Annotated in this window: 12 protein-coding genes; 5 read left to right on the top strand and 7 right to left on the bottom strand. The window is 59.9% G+C overall.

From position 1 onward, the window contains the following. Window positions 1-41: 41 nt before the first annotated feature. From U1A53_RS19820 to U1A53_RS19805, 4 genes are all read left to right on the top strand, one after another. Complete coding sequence (locus tag U1A53_RS19820; protein WP_322283591.1) at window positions 42-842, top strand: TatD family hydrolase; 801 nt, start codon at window positions 42-44, stop codon at window positions 840-842. After that, window positions 842-1,660: a UDP-2,3-diacylglucosamine diphosphatase LpxI gene (gene lpxI, locus U1A53_RS19815; protein ID WP_322283590.1), complete on the top strand. Its 819-nt coding sequence runs from the start codon at window positions 842-844 to the stop codon at window positions 1,658-1,660. Before U1A53_RS19820 ends, lpxI begins: the two co-directional genes overlap by 1 nt. Window positions 1,661-1,765: 105 nt before the next feature. After that, window positions 1,766-2,614 carry a type II secretion system protein gene (locus tag U1A53_RS19810; protein ID WP_322283589.1) on the top strand — a complete coding sequence of 283 codons (849 nt, stop codon included), beginning with the start codon at window positions 1,766-1,768 and terminating at the stop codon, window positions 2,612-2,614. 178 nt (window positions 2,615-2,792) lie between these two features. Beyond that, window positions 2,793-3,428 (top strand): N-acetylmuramoyl-L-alanine amidase, encoded by a 636-nt coding sequence (locus U1A53_RS19805; RefSeq protein WP_322283588.1) that lies wholly within the window; start codon window positions 2,793-2,795, stop codon window positions 3,426-3,428. Here the strand turns inward: U1A53_RS19805 and ccsA are convergent, their stop codons facing one another. The 5 genes from ccsA to U1A53_RS19780 all read right to left on the bottom strand — a co-directional run bounded on the left by ccsA (window position 3,429) and on the right by U1A53_RS19780 (window position 10,789). Continuing rightward, on the bottom strand, window positions 3,429-5,498 hold the full coding sequence (gene ccsA / locus U1A53_RS19800; RefSeq protein WP_322283587.1) for a cytochrome c biogenesis protein CcsA: 2,070 nt from the start codon (window positions 5,496-5,498) through the stop codon (window positions 3,429-3,431). It lies immediately after the preceding gene. 22 nt (window positions 5,499-5,520) lie between these two features. After that, window positions 5,521-6,828, bottom strand: a complete 1,308-nt coding sequence (locus U1A53_RS19795) for a cytochrome c biogenesis protein ResB (protein ID WP_322283586.1) — start codon at window positions 6,826-6,828, stop codon at window positions 5,521-5,523. A 40-nt stretch (window positions 6,829-6,868) separates the two neighbouring features. Next, the gene (locus U1A53_RS19790) at window positions 6,869-7,546 is read right to left on the bottom strand and encodes a hypothetical protein (RefSeq protein ID WP_322283585.1); all 678 of its coding nucleotides are present in this window, start codon (window positions 7,544-7,546) and stop codon (window positions 6,869-6,871) included. Between the two features lie 137 nt (window positions 7,547-7,683). Continuing rightward, the gene (locus U1A53_RS19785; RefSeq protein WP_322283584.1) at window positions 7,684-9,591 is read right to left on the bottom strand and encodes a c-type cytochrome domain-containing protein; all 1,908 of its coding nucleotides are present in this window, start codon (window positions 9,589-9,591) and stop codon (window positions 7,684-7,686) included. 52 nt (window positions 9,592-9,643) lie between these two features. After that, window positions 9,644-10,789, bottom strand: a complete 1,146-nt coding sequence (locus U1A53_RS19780; protein ID WP_322283583.1) for a c-type cytochrome domain-containing protein — start codon at window positions 10,787-10,789, stop codon at window positions 9,644-9,646. Between the two features lie 156 nt (window positions 10,790-10,945). Here U1A53_RS19780 and U1A53_RS19775 point away from each other — a divergent pair, with 156 nt between their 5' ends. After that, window positions 10,946-12,337 (top strand): deoxyribodipyrimidine photo-lyase, encoded by a 1,392-nt coding sequence (locus tag U1A53_RS19775; RefSeq protein WP_322283582.1) that lies wholly within the window; start codon window positions 10,946-10,948, stop codon window positions 12,335-12,337. Here U1A53_RS19775 and U1A53_RS19770 read toward each other — a convergent pair whose 3' ends face one another. Beyond that, window positions 12,338-13,657 carry an ABC transporter permease gene (locus U1A53_RS19770; RefSeq protein WP_322283581.1) on the bottom strand — a complete coding sequence of 440 codons (1,320 nt, stop codon included), beginning with the start codon at window positions 13,655-13,657 and terminating at the stop codon, window positions 12,338-12,340. 487 nt (window positions 13,658-14,144) lie between these two features. Continuing rightward, on the bottom strand, window positions 14,145-14,918 hold the full coding sequence (locus U1A53_RS19765) for a hypothetical protein (protein WP_322283580.1): 774 nt from the start codon (window positions 14,916-14,918) through the stop codon (window positions 14,145-14,147). Between the last annotated feature and the right edge of the window lie 5 nt (window positions 14,919-14,923).

Below are 14,923 nucleotides of genomic sequence, written 5' to 3'. Positions count from 1 at the left end.
TCACCCATCGTAAACAACCGTCACCATCGTAAACTTCCCCGATGAACTACATCGAACCCCACGGCCACATGGTCAGCCGCACCACGGATGACTACGAACGCATGGCCCTCGCAGGTTGCCAGGCCATTTGCGAACCCGCCTTCTGGGCCGGCTTTGACCGCGCCAGCGCCGATGGCTTCTATGATTACTTCCGCCAGATCACCGAGTACGAGCCGAAACGTGCCGCCAAATTCGGCATCCAGCACTACTGCTGGCTGTGCATCAATCCGAAGGAAGCGGAGGATTTGAAGCTCGCTGAAGATGTCATCGCACTGATCCCACAGTTCATCAACAAACCGGGAGTGCTGGGCATCGGCGAGATCGGTCTGAACAAGAACAGCCGCAACGAGCTGAAAATCTTCGAGCAGCATGTGCAGGTGGCGCAGGACCACGACCAGCTCGTGCTCATCCACACACCGCATTTGGAAGACAAGCTCAAGGGCACGCACCTGATCGTCGATGCGCTGAAAAACTTCCCCAAGATCAAGCCCGAGCGCGTCATCATCGACCATGTCGAGGAGCACACCATCGACCATGTGCTCGATCACGGCTTCTGGGCCGGAATCACGCTCTATCCCGAGAGCAAATGCACGCCGAACCGCGCCATCGACATGCTGGAGCACCGCCACGCGGAGCGCATCTGGATGAACAGCGCCTGCGACTGGGGCATCAGCGATCCCCTCGCCGTGCCGAAAACGATGCAAGCCATGCGCCAGCGCGGCTGGAGCACGGAGATGATCCAACGCGTCGCCTGGGACAACCCTCGCGTCTTCATGGGGCAGTGTGAGAAGTTTAAATTGTGATGACCACCCAAAACTTCGAAAATATCGCCCTCATCGCCGGGAACGGCATTTATCCGGAGACCTTCGTCGCGGCGGCACGGAAAGCGGGTGTGAAGAAGCTCGTCGCGGCGGCGTTCACGAATGAGACGAAGCCGGAGCTCGCGGGCATGGTGGATGCGATCGAGTGGTTCCGCGTTGGGCAGCTAGGGAAGATGATTTCGTTCTTCAAAAAGCAGGGGGTGACACAGACGGTGATGGTGGGCCAGATCGCACCGAAGAACCTCTTCGATCTAAGGCCAGACCTTCGTATGCTCATCATGCTGGCAAAGCTGAAGCAGCGGAACGCCGAGACACTCTTCGGCGGGATCGCGAACGAGCTGGCGAAGGACGGTATCACGCTGCTGCCCGCGACGACATTCCTCGAAGACCTCATGCCCGGCGCAGGGCATGTGGCCGGGCCGCAGATCAAGAAACGCCGCCAAGAGGACGCGGAATACGGGTTCAAGATCGCCAAGGAGAGCAGCCGGCTCGACATCGGACAGACGGTGGTGGTGAAAAACGGCACGGTGCTGGCCGTGGAGGCCTTTGAAGGCACGAACGAGGCTGTGAAGCGCGGCGGAGCCCTCGGACGCGGCGGCGCGACGATGGTCAAGGTTTCGAAGCCGAACCAAGACATGCGCTTCGACGTGCCGGTCGTGGGACCGGAGACGATTCGCACGGCGGCTGGCGCGGGGGTCGATTTGATCGCCGTGGAGGCCGGAATGACGCTGATTTTGGACCGCGTGGAGGTTTTGCGGCTTTGTGGGGAGCTGAAAGTCAGCGTGATCGCCCTGGCGTGATTTTTTTCTCGCATTTCCGCCCCCGGTTGGGTCTAATTCCTTCGGATTGGGATAATTGTCCCCGTCCACATAACATCATAACCAACCTATAAACGCACTCATACTATGAAAACGAAACGAAACCACGCCTTCACTCTGATCGAGTTGTTGGTGGTGATCACGATCATCGCGATTCTCGCGAGCCTGGCCGTGCCCGCCTTCACCATGGTTCAGACACAAGGCAACCAAATGAAAGGGGTCAACAACTGCAAGCAGATCATCCTCTCGCTCAAGCAGTTCTCCAAGGACAACAACAGCCAGTACCCTGACTCGGTGACCAACTCCATGACAGGCGGTGTCGCGGCCACGTCGAACGATGCCTTCCGCTTCCTGATCCAGGAGCAAATCGTACAGGACGAACGGATCTTTGGCTGCCCGGCCGGCTTCAACCCGGACAACAACCTTGGCACAGCCCCAGGCTACGGCATGGCTCTCACGCCCGGTGAAAACCACTGGGCGCTGACGGCCGGGCAGACTGACACCACGCAGGGCAACATGCCCATGGTGTTTGAAAACCCCGTTTCCTCAGGATGGCCTCCACAGTGGAATGCGGATGTGGCAGGTCAGATCAAGCCGGGCCGCACCTGGCCTGGTGGTAAAATCATCATCGGCCGCAATGATGGCAGTGTCGCCGTTGAGGCATTGAATGGCAAAAGAGGCACCGTCGGCCCCAAGGTCATGGCGGGCGGCATGGACACATTCACCCAGGCATCCCAAGGGATCCCTCAGCGCGTGCTGAATGTGATCCTTGGTGCAGGTGTCGGCCAGGGTACTCAAGGCCCAAATGGTCTGCCACCTGCACCATTCGGACAACCCGGCCTTCCTGGTGGTCTTGGGCAGCCTCTGCCCGGAGCGCCTCCAGCACCACTCGGCCAGCCTGGCGGACTGCCGCCTTCGCCACTGGGCAATCCTTGATGAGTTAATTTGATCATCACCTGCGCCGCCGGATGCGAACCATCCGGCGGCTTTTTTGTGTCCTGCAACCAGAGTTTGCAGGCAAAGCACTTGCTCCTTTCATTGCTTCTTCGCTTGCTGTATGAATCACGCGTTTGCGGGGTGGTTATGCGCACCCCATCATCACCTTCTGAATCACATGCCGCCATCTACCCGCCTTCCCCACTTTTGGAACCGCCTCCTGACAGGTGTTTTGTGGATCACGACGGCGGCACTGGCTCTGACATCCTCTGCAAACGCCTTCGACACCGTCATACTGGATCCTGGCCACGGTGCTCATGATCGGGGTGCGGCCATCGGCTATGTGTATGAAAAGCATCTTGCCCTCGACACGGCACGGCGCGTGGAACAGCTCCTGAAAAAAGAAGGGCTCAAGGTCATCATGACCCGCAGCCGGGATGTGTTCATCCCGCTGCAGGATCGTTCAGCGACCGGGAACCGCCCGCGCAATGCCATTTTTGTGAGCATTCACTACAACTACAACCGTGGTGGCAGCGGCGCAGGCGCGGAGACCTACTACCACTTTTCCTCCAGCTACATGCTGGCCGCCTACATCCAGGCCTACTTGGTGCAACGCACCAGCATGACGAATCGCGGCGTGAAAAGTGCCGGTTTCCACGTCATCCGCGCCACGACGAAAAACCCTGCGGTGCTCGTCGAATGCGGCTTCGTCAGCAATTCCAGCGAGCGTGCGCGCATGCTCACCGGCGAGTTCCGCGCCCGCATCGCCGAAGGCATCGCGCAGGGCATCATCGCGTATAAAAAATCGGATTGATCAGTCTGTTCCGACCGCTTCTGTGGCGGCAGCGAGATCACTCTCGCCTCGATTTTTCGCACGTCGCCCGCACCACGCCAAAAACAGCCCGTACCCTAGCAGCACGCCCTGGCTGAGCCAGTAGCCGTAAATCTTCGGCCAGATGCCATCAGTGAAGCCATAGGCATGCAGGCCGACACCGAGCTGGTTCACGCCGAACCACGAGAAGATCACGATGCAGCCGAGGATGAGATTGCAGCAGTGGATGCCAATCTCACGAATGTAGCCGCCCATGCGCGCGTGCAGGATGACCAGGCACATCAGCACGATCATCAAGGCGCCGTTTTCCTTCGGGTCCCAACCCCAGAAGCGGCCCCAACTGTAATTCGCCCAAATCCCGCCGAGCACCGTGCCAACGAGTGATAGGAACAGCCCGGTGGCGATGAAACCATAGGCCACGCGGGTGAGGAAGCGCCCATACGAGTCACGCGCACTCGCATCCCCCATGACACGCTGGAGAAAAAGCACCTTCGGGCTCCGGTAGCCGCAAAAACGATGGATGAAATAGAACTGTGAGAGCAACGCCGCCACCATGCACGCGGAGTAACCGAGGTTGATCATCGGCACATGCGTCGAGAGCCAGAAGTTCGTGATGAGCACGGCCTGGAGCTGCTGGAGAGTGTCCGTGGCTTCGGAAGCCTCAAACTGGATGGCGAGGAACATGCACGCGGTGCCCCCCACCGCCGCTACCAGCAGACCAAGGGAACGTTTCGTGATCCATTCGGCGACGAGTCCAAACAGCGCCGTGGCCGCGCCAATGAACAGAATCGTCTCATACAACGTCGTGATCGGCGGACGCTGCATGATGATGCAGCGGATCACCACCCCGGTCACGGCATAGCCCGTGGCCGTCGCGAGCAAGACCCAGGTGAGCACCTTCGCGATTTTATCGAAGCGTGAACCCGGTGAAACCCACGTCAGCGCCAAGGCGATGAAACCGACGAGGAAAATCCACTGCGCATAGAAAAAGTAGTCCGCCTTCATCGAATGGCGCTCCAACGCGACGAACTGCCCTTCCCCGCGCAGTTTGGCCGCGTCTTGGATTTTGGTCAGCAGCGTCTTGCTCGCGGCTTTGAACTTCGCGGCATCAGGCAGGGCCAGATAGACCTCCTCATACAGCGCCAGCCAGGCAAGTTGCTCCGCGTCCACTTCCTTTTCGCCATTGATCGTGCCGAAGATGATCTCGCCAGGGCCGTGCCAGACGTCAGTGGCTTGGGGCGCGGGTGGAAACAGGCGGAGTTGCTGCTCGGCATTGCCGCTCATCATCGCACCGAGCGCACCTTTGCCGAATTCACGGAACCACGGTTTCTGCATCGGCGGCACATCGCCTTTACGGATGTCTTGCGCCAATGCGTTGAGGCTCTTCGAGAGACGGACGGGTTTATCGATGCCTGCGGGCAATGCGTCGGCCTTGTCACCGACGGGCGAGCGGATGAAATCGAAGTGACCGGTGATCATCTCGTAGTCGAGAAAGTTCGCGGCGAGCTGGACGATCATGCGCTGCTCCGGCGTCTGCTTCTTGGCCGGGATTTCGCGATACTCGCCCATCTTTTCCATGAGCAGCAGACGCGCCGGCTCGATCTCGGCGAAGGTGTATTGATCGCGTTTCGCCTTGGCTTTCAGCCCGAGTTCTTCGATCGCGGAGGAGTTGTCCACCTTGAACAGCGGTACTGTTTTGGCGATGTCGGGACGGAACCAGCTCATGAGCAGCCATTCCGTGGCGCTCAGCTTCACGGGTTTGTCACCTTCCTTCGTAATCGGCTTCTGCGTGGCGGGATCAACAAGCGGTTTGCCGCCGTCCATCTCACCGTTGTCAGTCAGCCAGATGCTGCGACGGGCGCGGAAGCGCAGCAGGCGGTAGCTGGCGAGGTTTTCGAGCGGCTTGATACGCCCGGACTCCTGCACAGGAATCGAAGCGAAGGTCTCGACGACTTCCTTGTCGCGGAAAAGATCGAGCGGCGGCAGTTCGGCGGCGGCAACGAAGCCGCTGATCGCGAACAGCGAGAAAAGGGCGAGGCGGAGAGTTTTCATGGCATTCAGCGAGTTTGAAAGTTTAGAGCAGCTTCCACATCGCGAGGGCGAAGGCGGCGTTGAAGGCGAGAATGAGGCCGAGGGAAAACTTCCACGGCTCCACTTTGATGAAACGAGCCAGCATCATGAGAAAGTGCAGCAGCAAGCCCTCGGCAACGATGATGCAAGAGATGAGCGGCCAGTGATCCGAAGGGTTTTCCACAATCTGGAAGCCGGAGCGCTTCACGCCGCTGCCGCTGCGTGTGCCATCATCAAAAGTCTGCTGGAACACGGCGTAGCCCTCGCTGCGCACCGGCTCGTTCATGGTGATGACACGCTTTTCTTCGTGATCGCCGGTGATCTTCGTGACCTTGCTGGTGAACCGACGCGCCCGCTCGGTGCCAGGATGCTTTTCCTGCTCGGTTTGATCCAGGCGAACCGCAAACGGCAGCTTGTAGGAGCGGTGGTCGAGTGAGATGAGGAATTTGTCAGCACCCACCGTGACAGTCCAAGGCGCGGCGGCGAACTCCCACAGGATGCCCTTCTGCTCCTCACCGGATTTTTTGTCCTTCACGATGGCGATGCAGGCGCTCGCAAGCTGCTCATCCGGCAAGGCGGCTCCAGCATCGTCGAGCGTGGTGACTTCCTGGATGTAATAGCCGTCCACCGCGTCGGTTCGGCCGCCGGTGTCACGTTTCGGCTGCGCATGCTGCTTCCAGTTCGTGATCATGAGATCAAACGGCAGGCTTTCATGCGTGAAGGTGCGGCCTTTGCCGGGGTCGAGATCGAGATACTTGTCATCGCCGATCACGAGCACACTGCGCTTCGCTTTGTCGTCCGTTTGCACCTTCTCGATCTCGATCACACGCTCGTGGAAGCTGCGAAACTCATCGCTGGTCTTCCCTTCCGCGAGTTCCAGGCTGCCTTCCTTGGCAAAGTGGTAGCTCACCGCGCCGGCGGCGATCATGAACAGGATGGCGAAGTGCGAGATGATGACGCCGATGGTCTTCGGCGACTTGCGGATGCGCACGATACCGCCGCAGAACAGGTTCACGAACAGGATCGCCATCAGCGTGTAACCGCCCGGCACGATGTGAAGCGGCAGCGTGATGTTGCCGATGTCCCAGTAGCCATTGAAGGCCAGCGCCCGCCAGCAGGAGCCGATGTCGATGCGATCAATAAAGAACGACTCAAAGTAACGCGCCTGACTGGCTACCAAGCCGTACTCCGCCTGCTCCAGCGTGCCAAGAAAGGTGATGATCAGCAGCCCGGTCAGCGTGAACGTGGCGAGACCGAAGCTGGTGAGAAAGGCGAAGATTCGCGCGAGGAGGGATTGAGGAGGAGAAGACACGATGGGGCGAAGTTGGAAAGTGCTCAGTGCTCAGTTTTGATCACTCTTGCTTCATCAAAGCCGTATTCGGTTTGATCGACTGGCAGAAGGCGTCAAACGCCGCGGCGTTTTGATCGACGAGGGCCTTGGGGCCGGTGAGTTTGACGAAGATGGTGGCTTGTTCCGCGCTGTGAATGAGACCGAGCATGCTGTAGCCGGATTGCGCTTGCTCGGCGCCGAAAGCTTTGAAGTCGCCGTCGAAAGCAACGAAGGTGGCATCGCGATTGAAGAAAGGCTTCTTTGGCAGCTTGCCGATTTCATCGGCCGTGTAGGCAGGCTGGCCCATCTGCGTGCGCCAGCGGTTCACATTGGCCTCCAGGCCACCGGCCGGGCCGGGCATCAATGAAATGTAGCACTCGCCTTCTTGATTGGGCCCAAAGCGCAGATCGAGCAGGCGCATGCCCATTGGATCAGGCTTGGCAGACTCGCTCCAGCCTTCGGGCACGGTCCAGGTGAGCAGTTCGCGAAAACTCGGGCGCTGCGGCTTCTCTTCCTTGGCATCGTCAAAGAAGCGTGTGGCGCTTGGAATGTCGATATTCGGCTTCGCGGCGTGGCTGGAGATCTCCCGCGACTCGGTGATGGCCTCGCGCTCGCCAAGACGTTCGCAGGACGTACTGAGAAGACTGCACGCGAGGACGGCACAGCATGGGATGGAGAATTTCATCGTGGGGGAACGCATGAGAGGGCGGGATGTTTAGCAGCAACGGCAACGAACGCCACGAAGATACGCGCACTCATGCGCCGTGGATTGGCAGTGCCGATGATTCGCCGGCCCACCCGAAATTTGGAATGCCAACGAATCGTCGGCGTCCCGTGTCATTTCTTCGCGGGTTCGGCCGGTTTCGCGGGAGCGGGAGGCGTCGCTGCGGCAGGTTTCACGGCAGGAGCAGGTGCCGGTTTGGTGGCCGGAGGAGTGGCAGCAGGAGCAGCAGCCGGCTTGGTTGCAGGGGGAGTTGTTGCAGGCTTTGCCGGAGCCGGAACAGCAGGCTTGGCGTCAGCCTTTTTCGCTTCGACTTTTTTGGGCTCTTCCTTCTTCGCGGGGGCGGGCGGCGGAGCGGGTGGGGCGGGAGGAGGCGCCGTGAGTTTGGCAATTTCAGCTTCGGTCAGGCCGACATTCACCTTGAGGCCGGGAAGCTGGGCTTCGAGGGCTTTGGCACCATTTTGGGTGACGCCGGTCTGCCAGACGAAAAGTTTTTTAAGGCCTTTGGCCGCAGCGAGTTTGGCGATGCCGCCATCCGTGGTCTTGGTGCCGTAGAGATTGAGATACTCGAGGTTTTGTAGAGCGGCGAGCTTGGCGAGGGCGGCGTCGCTGACCTTGGTGTTCTCCATGTGAAGACGTTCCAAGTTGGTCATCTTTGCCAGCGTGTCGGCGGCGGCATCAGTGATCTGGCTGCGAGCGAGATCGACCCAGACGATCTGCGCAGCGATGGGGTCAAGCAGCGCGAGTTCCTTGTCGCCAAATTTGTCAGCGGCATTGATCACCCCAAGGCGGAGTTGCTCGGTGTCTTGTGCGAGGGGCATGAGCGAGGCGTTGAGGGCCTGCATCTTGGCAGTGATCTCGGCGATCTGTTTTTTCTGGGCGTCGGTGAGGGCGGCGGGCTTGGGTTTGGCAACTTTGGCAGGTGCGGCGGCTTTGGGCAGGCCTTTCGCGAGCAGGACGGCGAGAGCCCCTTCCACATCGGCCGTGGGCTTCGAGGCGGCGACGCTGGCGGTTTCGGAGGCGCCGGTTTCGATCCACCATTTCAGGAGGGCGACTTCTTCCTTCGTGAGTTGCGGCTCATCGCTCGGCGGCATGTGCTCATCGTCGTCGGTGGGGAGACTCGCACGGACGAGCATGAGGCTTTCCTTGGTGTTTTTCGCGATGACGGTGTTCGCACCGTCGCCGCCGCCTTTCATGATGGCGGCAAACGTATGGAGCTGAAGTTTGCCCTTCTTCTTTTCCTCACCGTGGCAGCCCACGCACTTCGCCTGCATGATCGGGGCGATGACATCGCGATACACGATGGCTTTATCGGCGATGGCGGCATTCAGTTTGCCACCCGCAGCGGGAGCAGCGGCAGGGGCAGCCGGTTTGGCAGCCGCAGGAGCTGGAGCCGCGGCGGGCTTCGCTGCGGCTGGCGCGGCAGCAGCGGGTGCTGTGGCTGCAACAGCGACAGGTTTGGCGTCGTCTTCGGCGGTCCAGCCAGTGTTGATGTGTGCATTGGGCAACTTGGCCTTCAAAGCGACCACACCGACCTTGGTCACACCGCTTTGCCAGAGGTAGATGGCTTTTAGTTTGCCAAGACCCGCGAGTTTCGCGACCCCGGCATCGGTGACCTTGGTGTTGTAGAGGTTGATGTATTCCAGCTCGGCGAGGCCTTTGAGGTGATCGAGTCCCGCATCACCGATGCCCGTGCCTTCGAGATGCAGTTCCTTCAGATTCTTCATCGCGGCGAGGGCCTTGAGACCGCCATCGGTCACTTTGCTGCGGGCGATGTCGAGCGAGGCGATCTTGTCGGCAATGGGCGCGAGGGGTTCGAGCCCAGCGTCACCAAATTCCTTCGCAACGTTGAGCGCGGTGAAGCGGTAGGCCTTCGCATCTGCGGAAAGGGGCATCAGTGAAGCGCCGGTGGCGTTCACTTTCTGCGTGGCTGCAGCGACGGCGGGATCGACGGCTTTTTTGTCATCGGCGGCATGCGCGGTGAAGGCGAGTGCCAGGGCGAGGAGGAGGAGGGTTGGTTTCATGAGACGTTTTTTCAGCAGGATCAGAACAAGGCAGGAAAAGGTGGAAGTTGGACTAGCCTTTCAGAATTCCATCAACCGTGGCCTGAAGTTCGGCGGGGATTTTGGCTTCGCTGACCTTCTGAGTGCCACTGGCTCCTTGCTGAATCCACCATTTGATGATCTCGGTTTCCTCGGGCGTGAGCTGTTCTTTGCCCTTGGGGGGCATGTGGGCGTCGTCGTCCTCGGCAGAGGAAATGGACTGGAAGGTGGCGCTGTCCTCGGGCTTGCCAGGGACGATGTTTTTATCGCCGCTTTCCTCACCGCCCTTCATCGTCCACTCGAAGGTGTCGAGGCGCAGCTCGCCCTTCTGCTTCTCCTCGCCATGGCACTTGTTGCACTTGGCCGCGAAGATGGGGAGGATGACGTGGTCGAAGACGAGCTTGTCACCGCCGGCTTCCGCAGTAACGGGGGTTGGGGGTGGATTGGCTGTGGGAACCGTCGGAGGCGTCGGGTTCAAGGCGATCTTGGGTTCCACCTTCGGTTCGACTTTGGGCTCGGGTTTCGGTTCCGGCTCCTCCTTGGGTTTCTCCACGAAGCTCAGCATCCACTTCTCCATGCCCACCATGCTGTTCTTGACGCTTTCCGGCGCATGCTCGGTGAGGAATTTGTTTCCGTGGCTCATGTTGCCGCCAAAGTGCGACCCCAGGCCCATGATGCCGAAACTGATGTAGTAGAGCGCACGATAGGCGTTCAGCAGCTCGGTGCTGTTGCGCCCCATCGCCGTGATGCGCACCACGAGCGCCAGCAGCACACCTGAAGTGCCCAGCAGGCCCATCGTCTGATGTAGCGTGAAGTTTCCTCCCACATAGCCCCCCTCCCGCGACAGCATGATGCCCGCGAACGCCGCCATCACTGCGCCTGCCGCGCCGACCAGCAGCATGATCAAGGACGCCTCGCCGAATTTCTGCTCGCCACGACGTGTGGAGCAAAGCAGCTCAAACAGGCACAGCAGGCCAAGCACCCCGACAGGGAAATGCAGCAGAATCGGATGAAAACGGCCGATGAAGAGCACCGAGCTTGCTGGCTCCACCTTCGGCGCCTCAAATAGCGGCGGGAAAATGAGCAGGCCGATCACGAAGCCCACGATCAGGATGAGCGCGGCGATCCAGGCGGCGGTGAGTGATTTCGGTTCGTCGAGGTCGGGCGAATGCGAAGGCATGGGGTAAGATGAAGGGGGGGTTGGTAGGATATGGCGCTTCTAGTAACGGCAGCACAGCCAAATATTCATCACGAACCTGATGTTCAATGCCACCAACTTTGCTACCGCCTTTTGTCCTATGCTGACCGTATCTTGTCGCCTCCCCTGCCCCTTTTCATGCCACGCACTGTCCTCCACTGGTTCCGCCGCGATCTCCGCCTCACTGACAACACCGCACTCCACCATGCCACCCAAGCCGCACCCCAGGTCATCCCGGTCTATGTTCTGAGCGATTGGAAACAAAACCACGGCTGGACCGGTCCGAACCGGCAGCACTTCCTCTGCGGGAATCTCGAATCGCTCGCCAAAAACCTCGAAGCTCTCGGCAGCCGCCTGCTCATCCGCTGCGGGCGTGCCGATGCCGAACTGGAGCGCCTCCTTCGTGAGACCCAGGCCGAAGCGATCTATTTCAACCGCGACTACGATCCCTTTGGCCGTGCGATGGAAAAGAAAATCGACGCCGTCTGCACGCGGCTTGGCATCCAGTGCCACGGCTTTGACGACAGCGTCATGCATGCGCCTGCAAGCGTGCTCACGCTCAATGCACAGCCCTATCGCGTCTATACGCCCTACTCAAAGAACTGGCTCAACCTCGACAAAGCCGTTCCCCTGCCCCGTGTGACCAGTCTGGGACCGAAGGCTGCTGAAAAAATCATGAGCCTGCCGCTGCCCACGCTCGCGCATTGGCAGTTGCCTGCGCCCACGGCGCAAATCGTGCCGTCGGGCGAACGCGCCGCACGGGAACGCATGAAGCGCTTCATTGATGACGGCATTTTGAAAGGCTATGCCGCGAATCGCAACACCCCGGCAGGTCAGACGACCTCGCTGCTCAGCCAGGATCTGCGCCATGGCCTCATCGGCATCCGCGAATTGTATGAGCGATGCGCGAAGGTTGAAACAGCCAGCACCTACATCAAGGAACTCGCGTGGCGGGAGTTCTACTTCGCCATCCTGTGGTTTTACCCGAACGTCTTCGACGAGGAGTTCGCTCCCGACTGGCGCGGCCTTCCCTGGCCGGGCACGGATGAGGCCTTCCAGCGCTGGGCCACCGGCACCACCGGCTTTCCCATCGTCGATGCCGGCATGCGGCAGCTTTTGCAGACCGGCCTCATGCACAACCGCCTGCGCATGATCACCGCCATGTTCCTCACCAAGGATCTGCACTGCGACTGGCGCATGGGCGAGGCCTTCTTCATGCAGCAGCTCGTCGATGGCGAAAACGCCAGCAACAACGGCGGCTGGCAATGGTCCGCCGGCACCGGTGCCGATGCCGCGCCCTACTTCCGCATCCAAAACCCCTGGTTGCAAAGCGCCCGCTTCGATCCCGCAGGCACTTACATCAAGCAATGGGTGCCTGAACTCAAAGACGTGCCCGCGCCGCTCCTCCACGAGCCGCCCAAGCCAGGCTTGCCTCTCGCCAAAGGCTATCCGCTGCCGATGGTTGATCATCACACGGAGCGAGATCGCTGTTTGGCGATCTTTGCGAAGCACAAGCAGGAGCGGAGCTGATCACTCATGCCTTAACGCCTCGACCGGATTCATCTTCGCGGCACGCCGCGCAGGATAGATGCCGAAGGCGATGCCGGTGAGCACGGAGATGGAGAAGGCGAGGATGGGCGACCACATTTTGATGACGGTGGTCACTCCCGCGAATTTTTGCACGGCGATGGGGATGCCCAAACCGAGGACGACGCCGAGAATGCCGCCTACACCGGCGAGCAGGACGGTTTCAATGAGGAACTGCACCACGATGTCGGCCTGACGCGCGCCGAGGGCGCGGCGGATGCCGATCTCACGCGTGCGCTCGGTGACGCTGGCGAGCATGATGTTCATGATGCCGATGCCACCGACGAGCAGCGAGATGGCGGCGATGCTGCCGAGGACGATGCTGAAGATCTGCTTGGTGCGCTCAGCCTGCTTCAGCAGCTCGACGGGGACGATGATGCGCCAGTCCTCCTTCTTGTGATTGGTGCTCATGAGATGGCGGATGGCCTCGGCGCGGCTTTCCACCATCTTCACATCCTCGACACGGATCACCGCCTCGTGGAATTCCACCTTCTCAGCCTCGAAGCTGCCGGTGCGGTAACGGAAGAAGGTCTCGCCATACTGGTCCATGAGCGTGGCGAAGGGGATCATCATCTGTGCCTGTGAGTCAGCCGCAGAACTGCTGGCATCCGTGCCGACCATCTGCCCTTCATCCTGGATGATGCCGATGACTTTGTAGTAGTAGCCTTTCACACGAACGGACTTGCCGGTGGGCGTGGAAAGCGGGAAGAGCCGCGCCGCCACCGTCTGGTTGATGACACACACAGGCACACGACCGTCCATTTCGAGGTCGGTAAAAAAACGGCCCTGCAGGATGCGGCGGTTGCGCATCTCAGGGTAAATGGGCAGCACACCCTTGACCTGGCCGTCGATGCTGCGGTCGAGGTTCCAGATGTTCTCGGAAATGTGCCGGCTGGGCACGACAATGGAGATGCCGGGCACCGTCTGGCGGATCTGCTGGATGTCGCGCGTGGTGAGGCCGTACTCGCTGATGAAGCTGCGTGACTCACCGCTGGAGCCCTGGCTGTCGGGCGGCTTCACACTGTGCAGGATGATGTTCTGGCTGCCCAGTCGGCGGATCTGCTCCTGCGCCTCATGACTGGCCCCTTCACCAATGGCGAGCATCGCCACCACCGAGGCCACGCCGAACACCACACCGAGCATGGTCAAAAACGAGCGCAGCTTGTGCAGCCAGATCGTCTTGATGCCCAGCGACAACGTGCGCCACAGATGCTGCGGCGAGGCGACGAGACGAAGAACAGGATGCTGGGCAAGGAACGACATTAGGGGGCACAGTCATACGGGCGCAACCGCATGAAATTGCCACGATCTCATCTCCCTTCCCATCACTCGCCCGCCTGCGCCCCGGATTATCTGCCAGGCATCTTTGCACATCGTGCAATCAGTCGCATCTCTACCGCAGTCGTGGCACCCAAGTCTCCCAGCACGGCGTTGGAGACCACTGGTGCCGGTGTACCGGGAAAGCGCTCCGAGGTGGGCAAGGTGTTGGGATTTTCAGTATGAAGTAGGCAAACTTTCGCTTTCTCCAACGTGACGCGGGAAGGATGCCGCGAACCTCGCCCCCACGTGTGCAAGCGCGGGGCGGTGTTCCGGCATCAGGCCCGGTGACCTCATGAGCCGTTCATAGCCGAGCTGCGAAGCCCGACGAAGGAGGAACCTGGTTGCACTTCATTTTCCCAAATAGGCTGGCACGTCCCGTGCTATTGGTTGGCGCGTGGGGTTCATTTTCAGCTCCGGGTCCATATCTTTTCTACTTCCGCTTTTTGAGTACCAGCCACAGCAGGCCGATTGCCGCAGCTACGATCATGGCCACCACTGACCACGGTGTTGATGCAGTCGCCTCCATGCTCGTAGGCATGATTGTAACGGTGGGTGCGGTTGCCTTGGGCTTGGTCGGCGAAGGCTCCGCAGTCCCGGCATCATCTCCCGAAGTCGCCGCAGGTTGTGTCGCTGGCGGCGATGAGGCACCGGCTTGGGATTTGGGCTCGGGCGCAGGCTTTCCAGACGGCAGCATCACCGGTGGAAAAGGCAGCCATTCTTTGTCAGCGGGCCGGATGTCAGGGTGAGTAAAAAAGATATGACGGCTCACCTCGCATCTCACTTCCCCCTGCTCTGGGAATTGAAAAAGCGGCTCAAGGTCAATGCTATGGCTCCAAGGAACACCTGTTTCCAGCGAGATCCCACGCATGCTTCCCCCTCCCGCAGGTCTGGTCAGCTTTTTTTGTCCTTGAGGGGTCATGGCCAGCGCATGTCCATCGGCGGTGGTCAGCTTGATGCGATACGGCATCAGATCGGGGGGGAACATCACATATCGGGTTTCGTTTGCGCGGTTTGTAATGATAACACGGATCGTTTTGGAGGTTGGAATTACCTCCAGTTTGGTTTCCACGTCACGGAAAACATTCACTCTTGCAGGATTATCCAGTGGCACGCTTTGACCAAATAAGGAAATCAACCCGAAACATGCGAAGATGATGCATCGAAGAAAGGGTGTGTTCTCACGCCGTGCTGTAATCGTTTTCATATGTC

The sequence above is a fragment of the Prosthecobacter sp. genome (genome assembly GCF_034366625.1).
In the GTDB taxonomy this organism is placed as follows: domain Bacteria; phylum Verrucomicrobiota; class Verrucomicrobiia; order Verrucomicrobiales; family Verrucomicrobiaceae; genus Prosthecobacter.
Note: the sequence above shows the minus strand (reverse complement) of the source record. Positions and strands in the feature narration are given on the sequence as shown.

Excerpts from the sequence above, each read along its gene's own strand:
- U1A53_RS19820 (WP_322283591.1), top strand. The coding sequence starts at position 42 with ATGAACTACATCGAACCCCACGGCCACATGGTCAGCCGCACCACGGAT.
- lpxI (WP_322283590.1), top strand. The coding sequence starts at position 842 with ATGACCACCCAAAACTTCGAAAATATCGCCCTCATCGCCGGGAACGGC.
- U1A53_RS19810 (WP_322283589.1), top strand. The coding sequence starts at position 1,766 with ATGAAAACGAAACGAAACCACGCCTTCACTCTGATCGAGTTGTTGGTG.
- U1A53_RS19805 (WP_322283588.1), top strand. The coding sequence starts at position 2,793 with ATGCCGCCATCTACCCGCCTTCCCCACTTTTGGAACCGCCTCCTGACA.
- ccsA (WP_322283587.1), bottom strand. The coding sequence starts at position 5,498 with ATGAAAACTCTCCGCCTCGCCCTTTTCTCGCTGTTCGCGATCAGCGGC.
- U1A53_RS19790 (WP_322283585.1), bottom strand. The coding sequence starts at position 7,546 with ATGCGTTCCCCCACGATGAAATTCTCCATCCCATGCTGTGCCGTCCTC.
- U1A53_RS19785 (WP_322283584.1), bottom strand. The coding sequence starts at position 9,591 with ATGAAACCAACCCTCCTCCTCCTCGCCCTGGCACTCGCCTTCACCGCG.
- U1A53_RS19780 (WP_322283583.1), bottom strand. The coding sequence starts at position 10,789 with ATGCCTTCGCATTCGCCCGACCTCGACGAACCGAAATCACTCACCGCC.
- U1A53_RS19775 (WP_322283582.1), top strand. The coding sequence starts at position 10,946 with ATGCCACGCACTGTCCTCCACTGGTTCCGCCGCGATCTCCGCCTCACT.
- U1A53_RS19770 (WP_322283581.1), bottom strand. The coding sequence starts at position 13,657 with ATGTCGTTCCTTGCCCAGCATCCTGTTCTTCGTCTCGTCGCCTCGCCG.
- U1A53_RS19765 (WP_322283580.1), bottom strand. The coding sequence starts at position 14,918 with ATGAAAACGATTACAGCACGGCGTGAGAACACACCCTTTCTTCGATGC.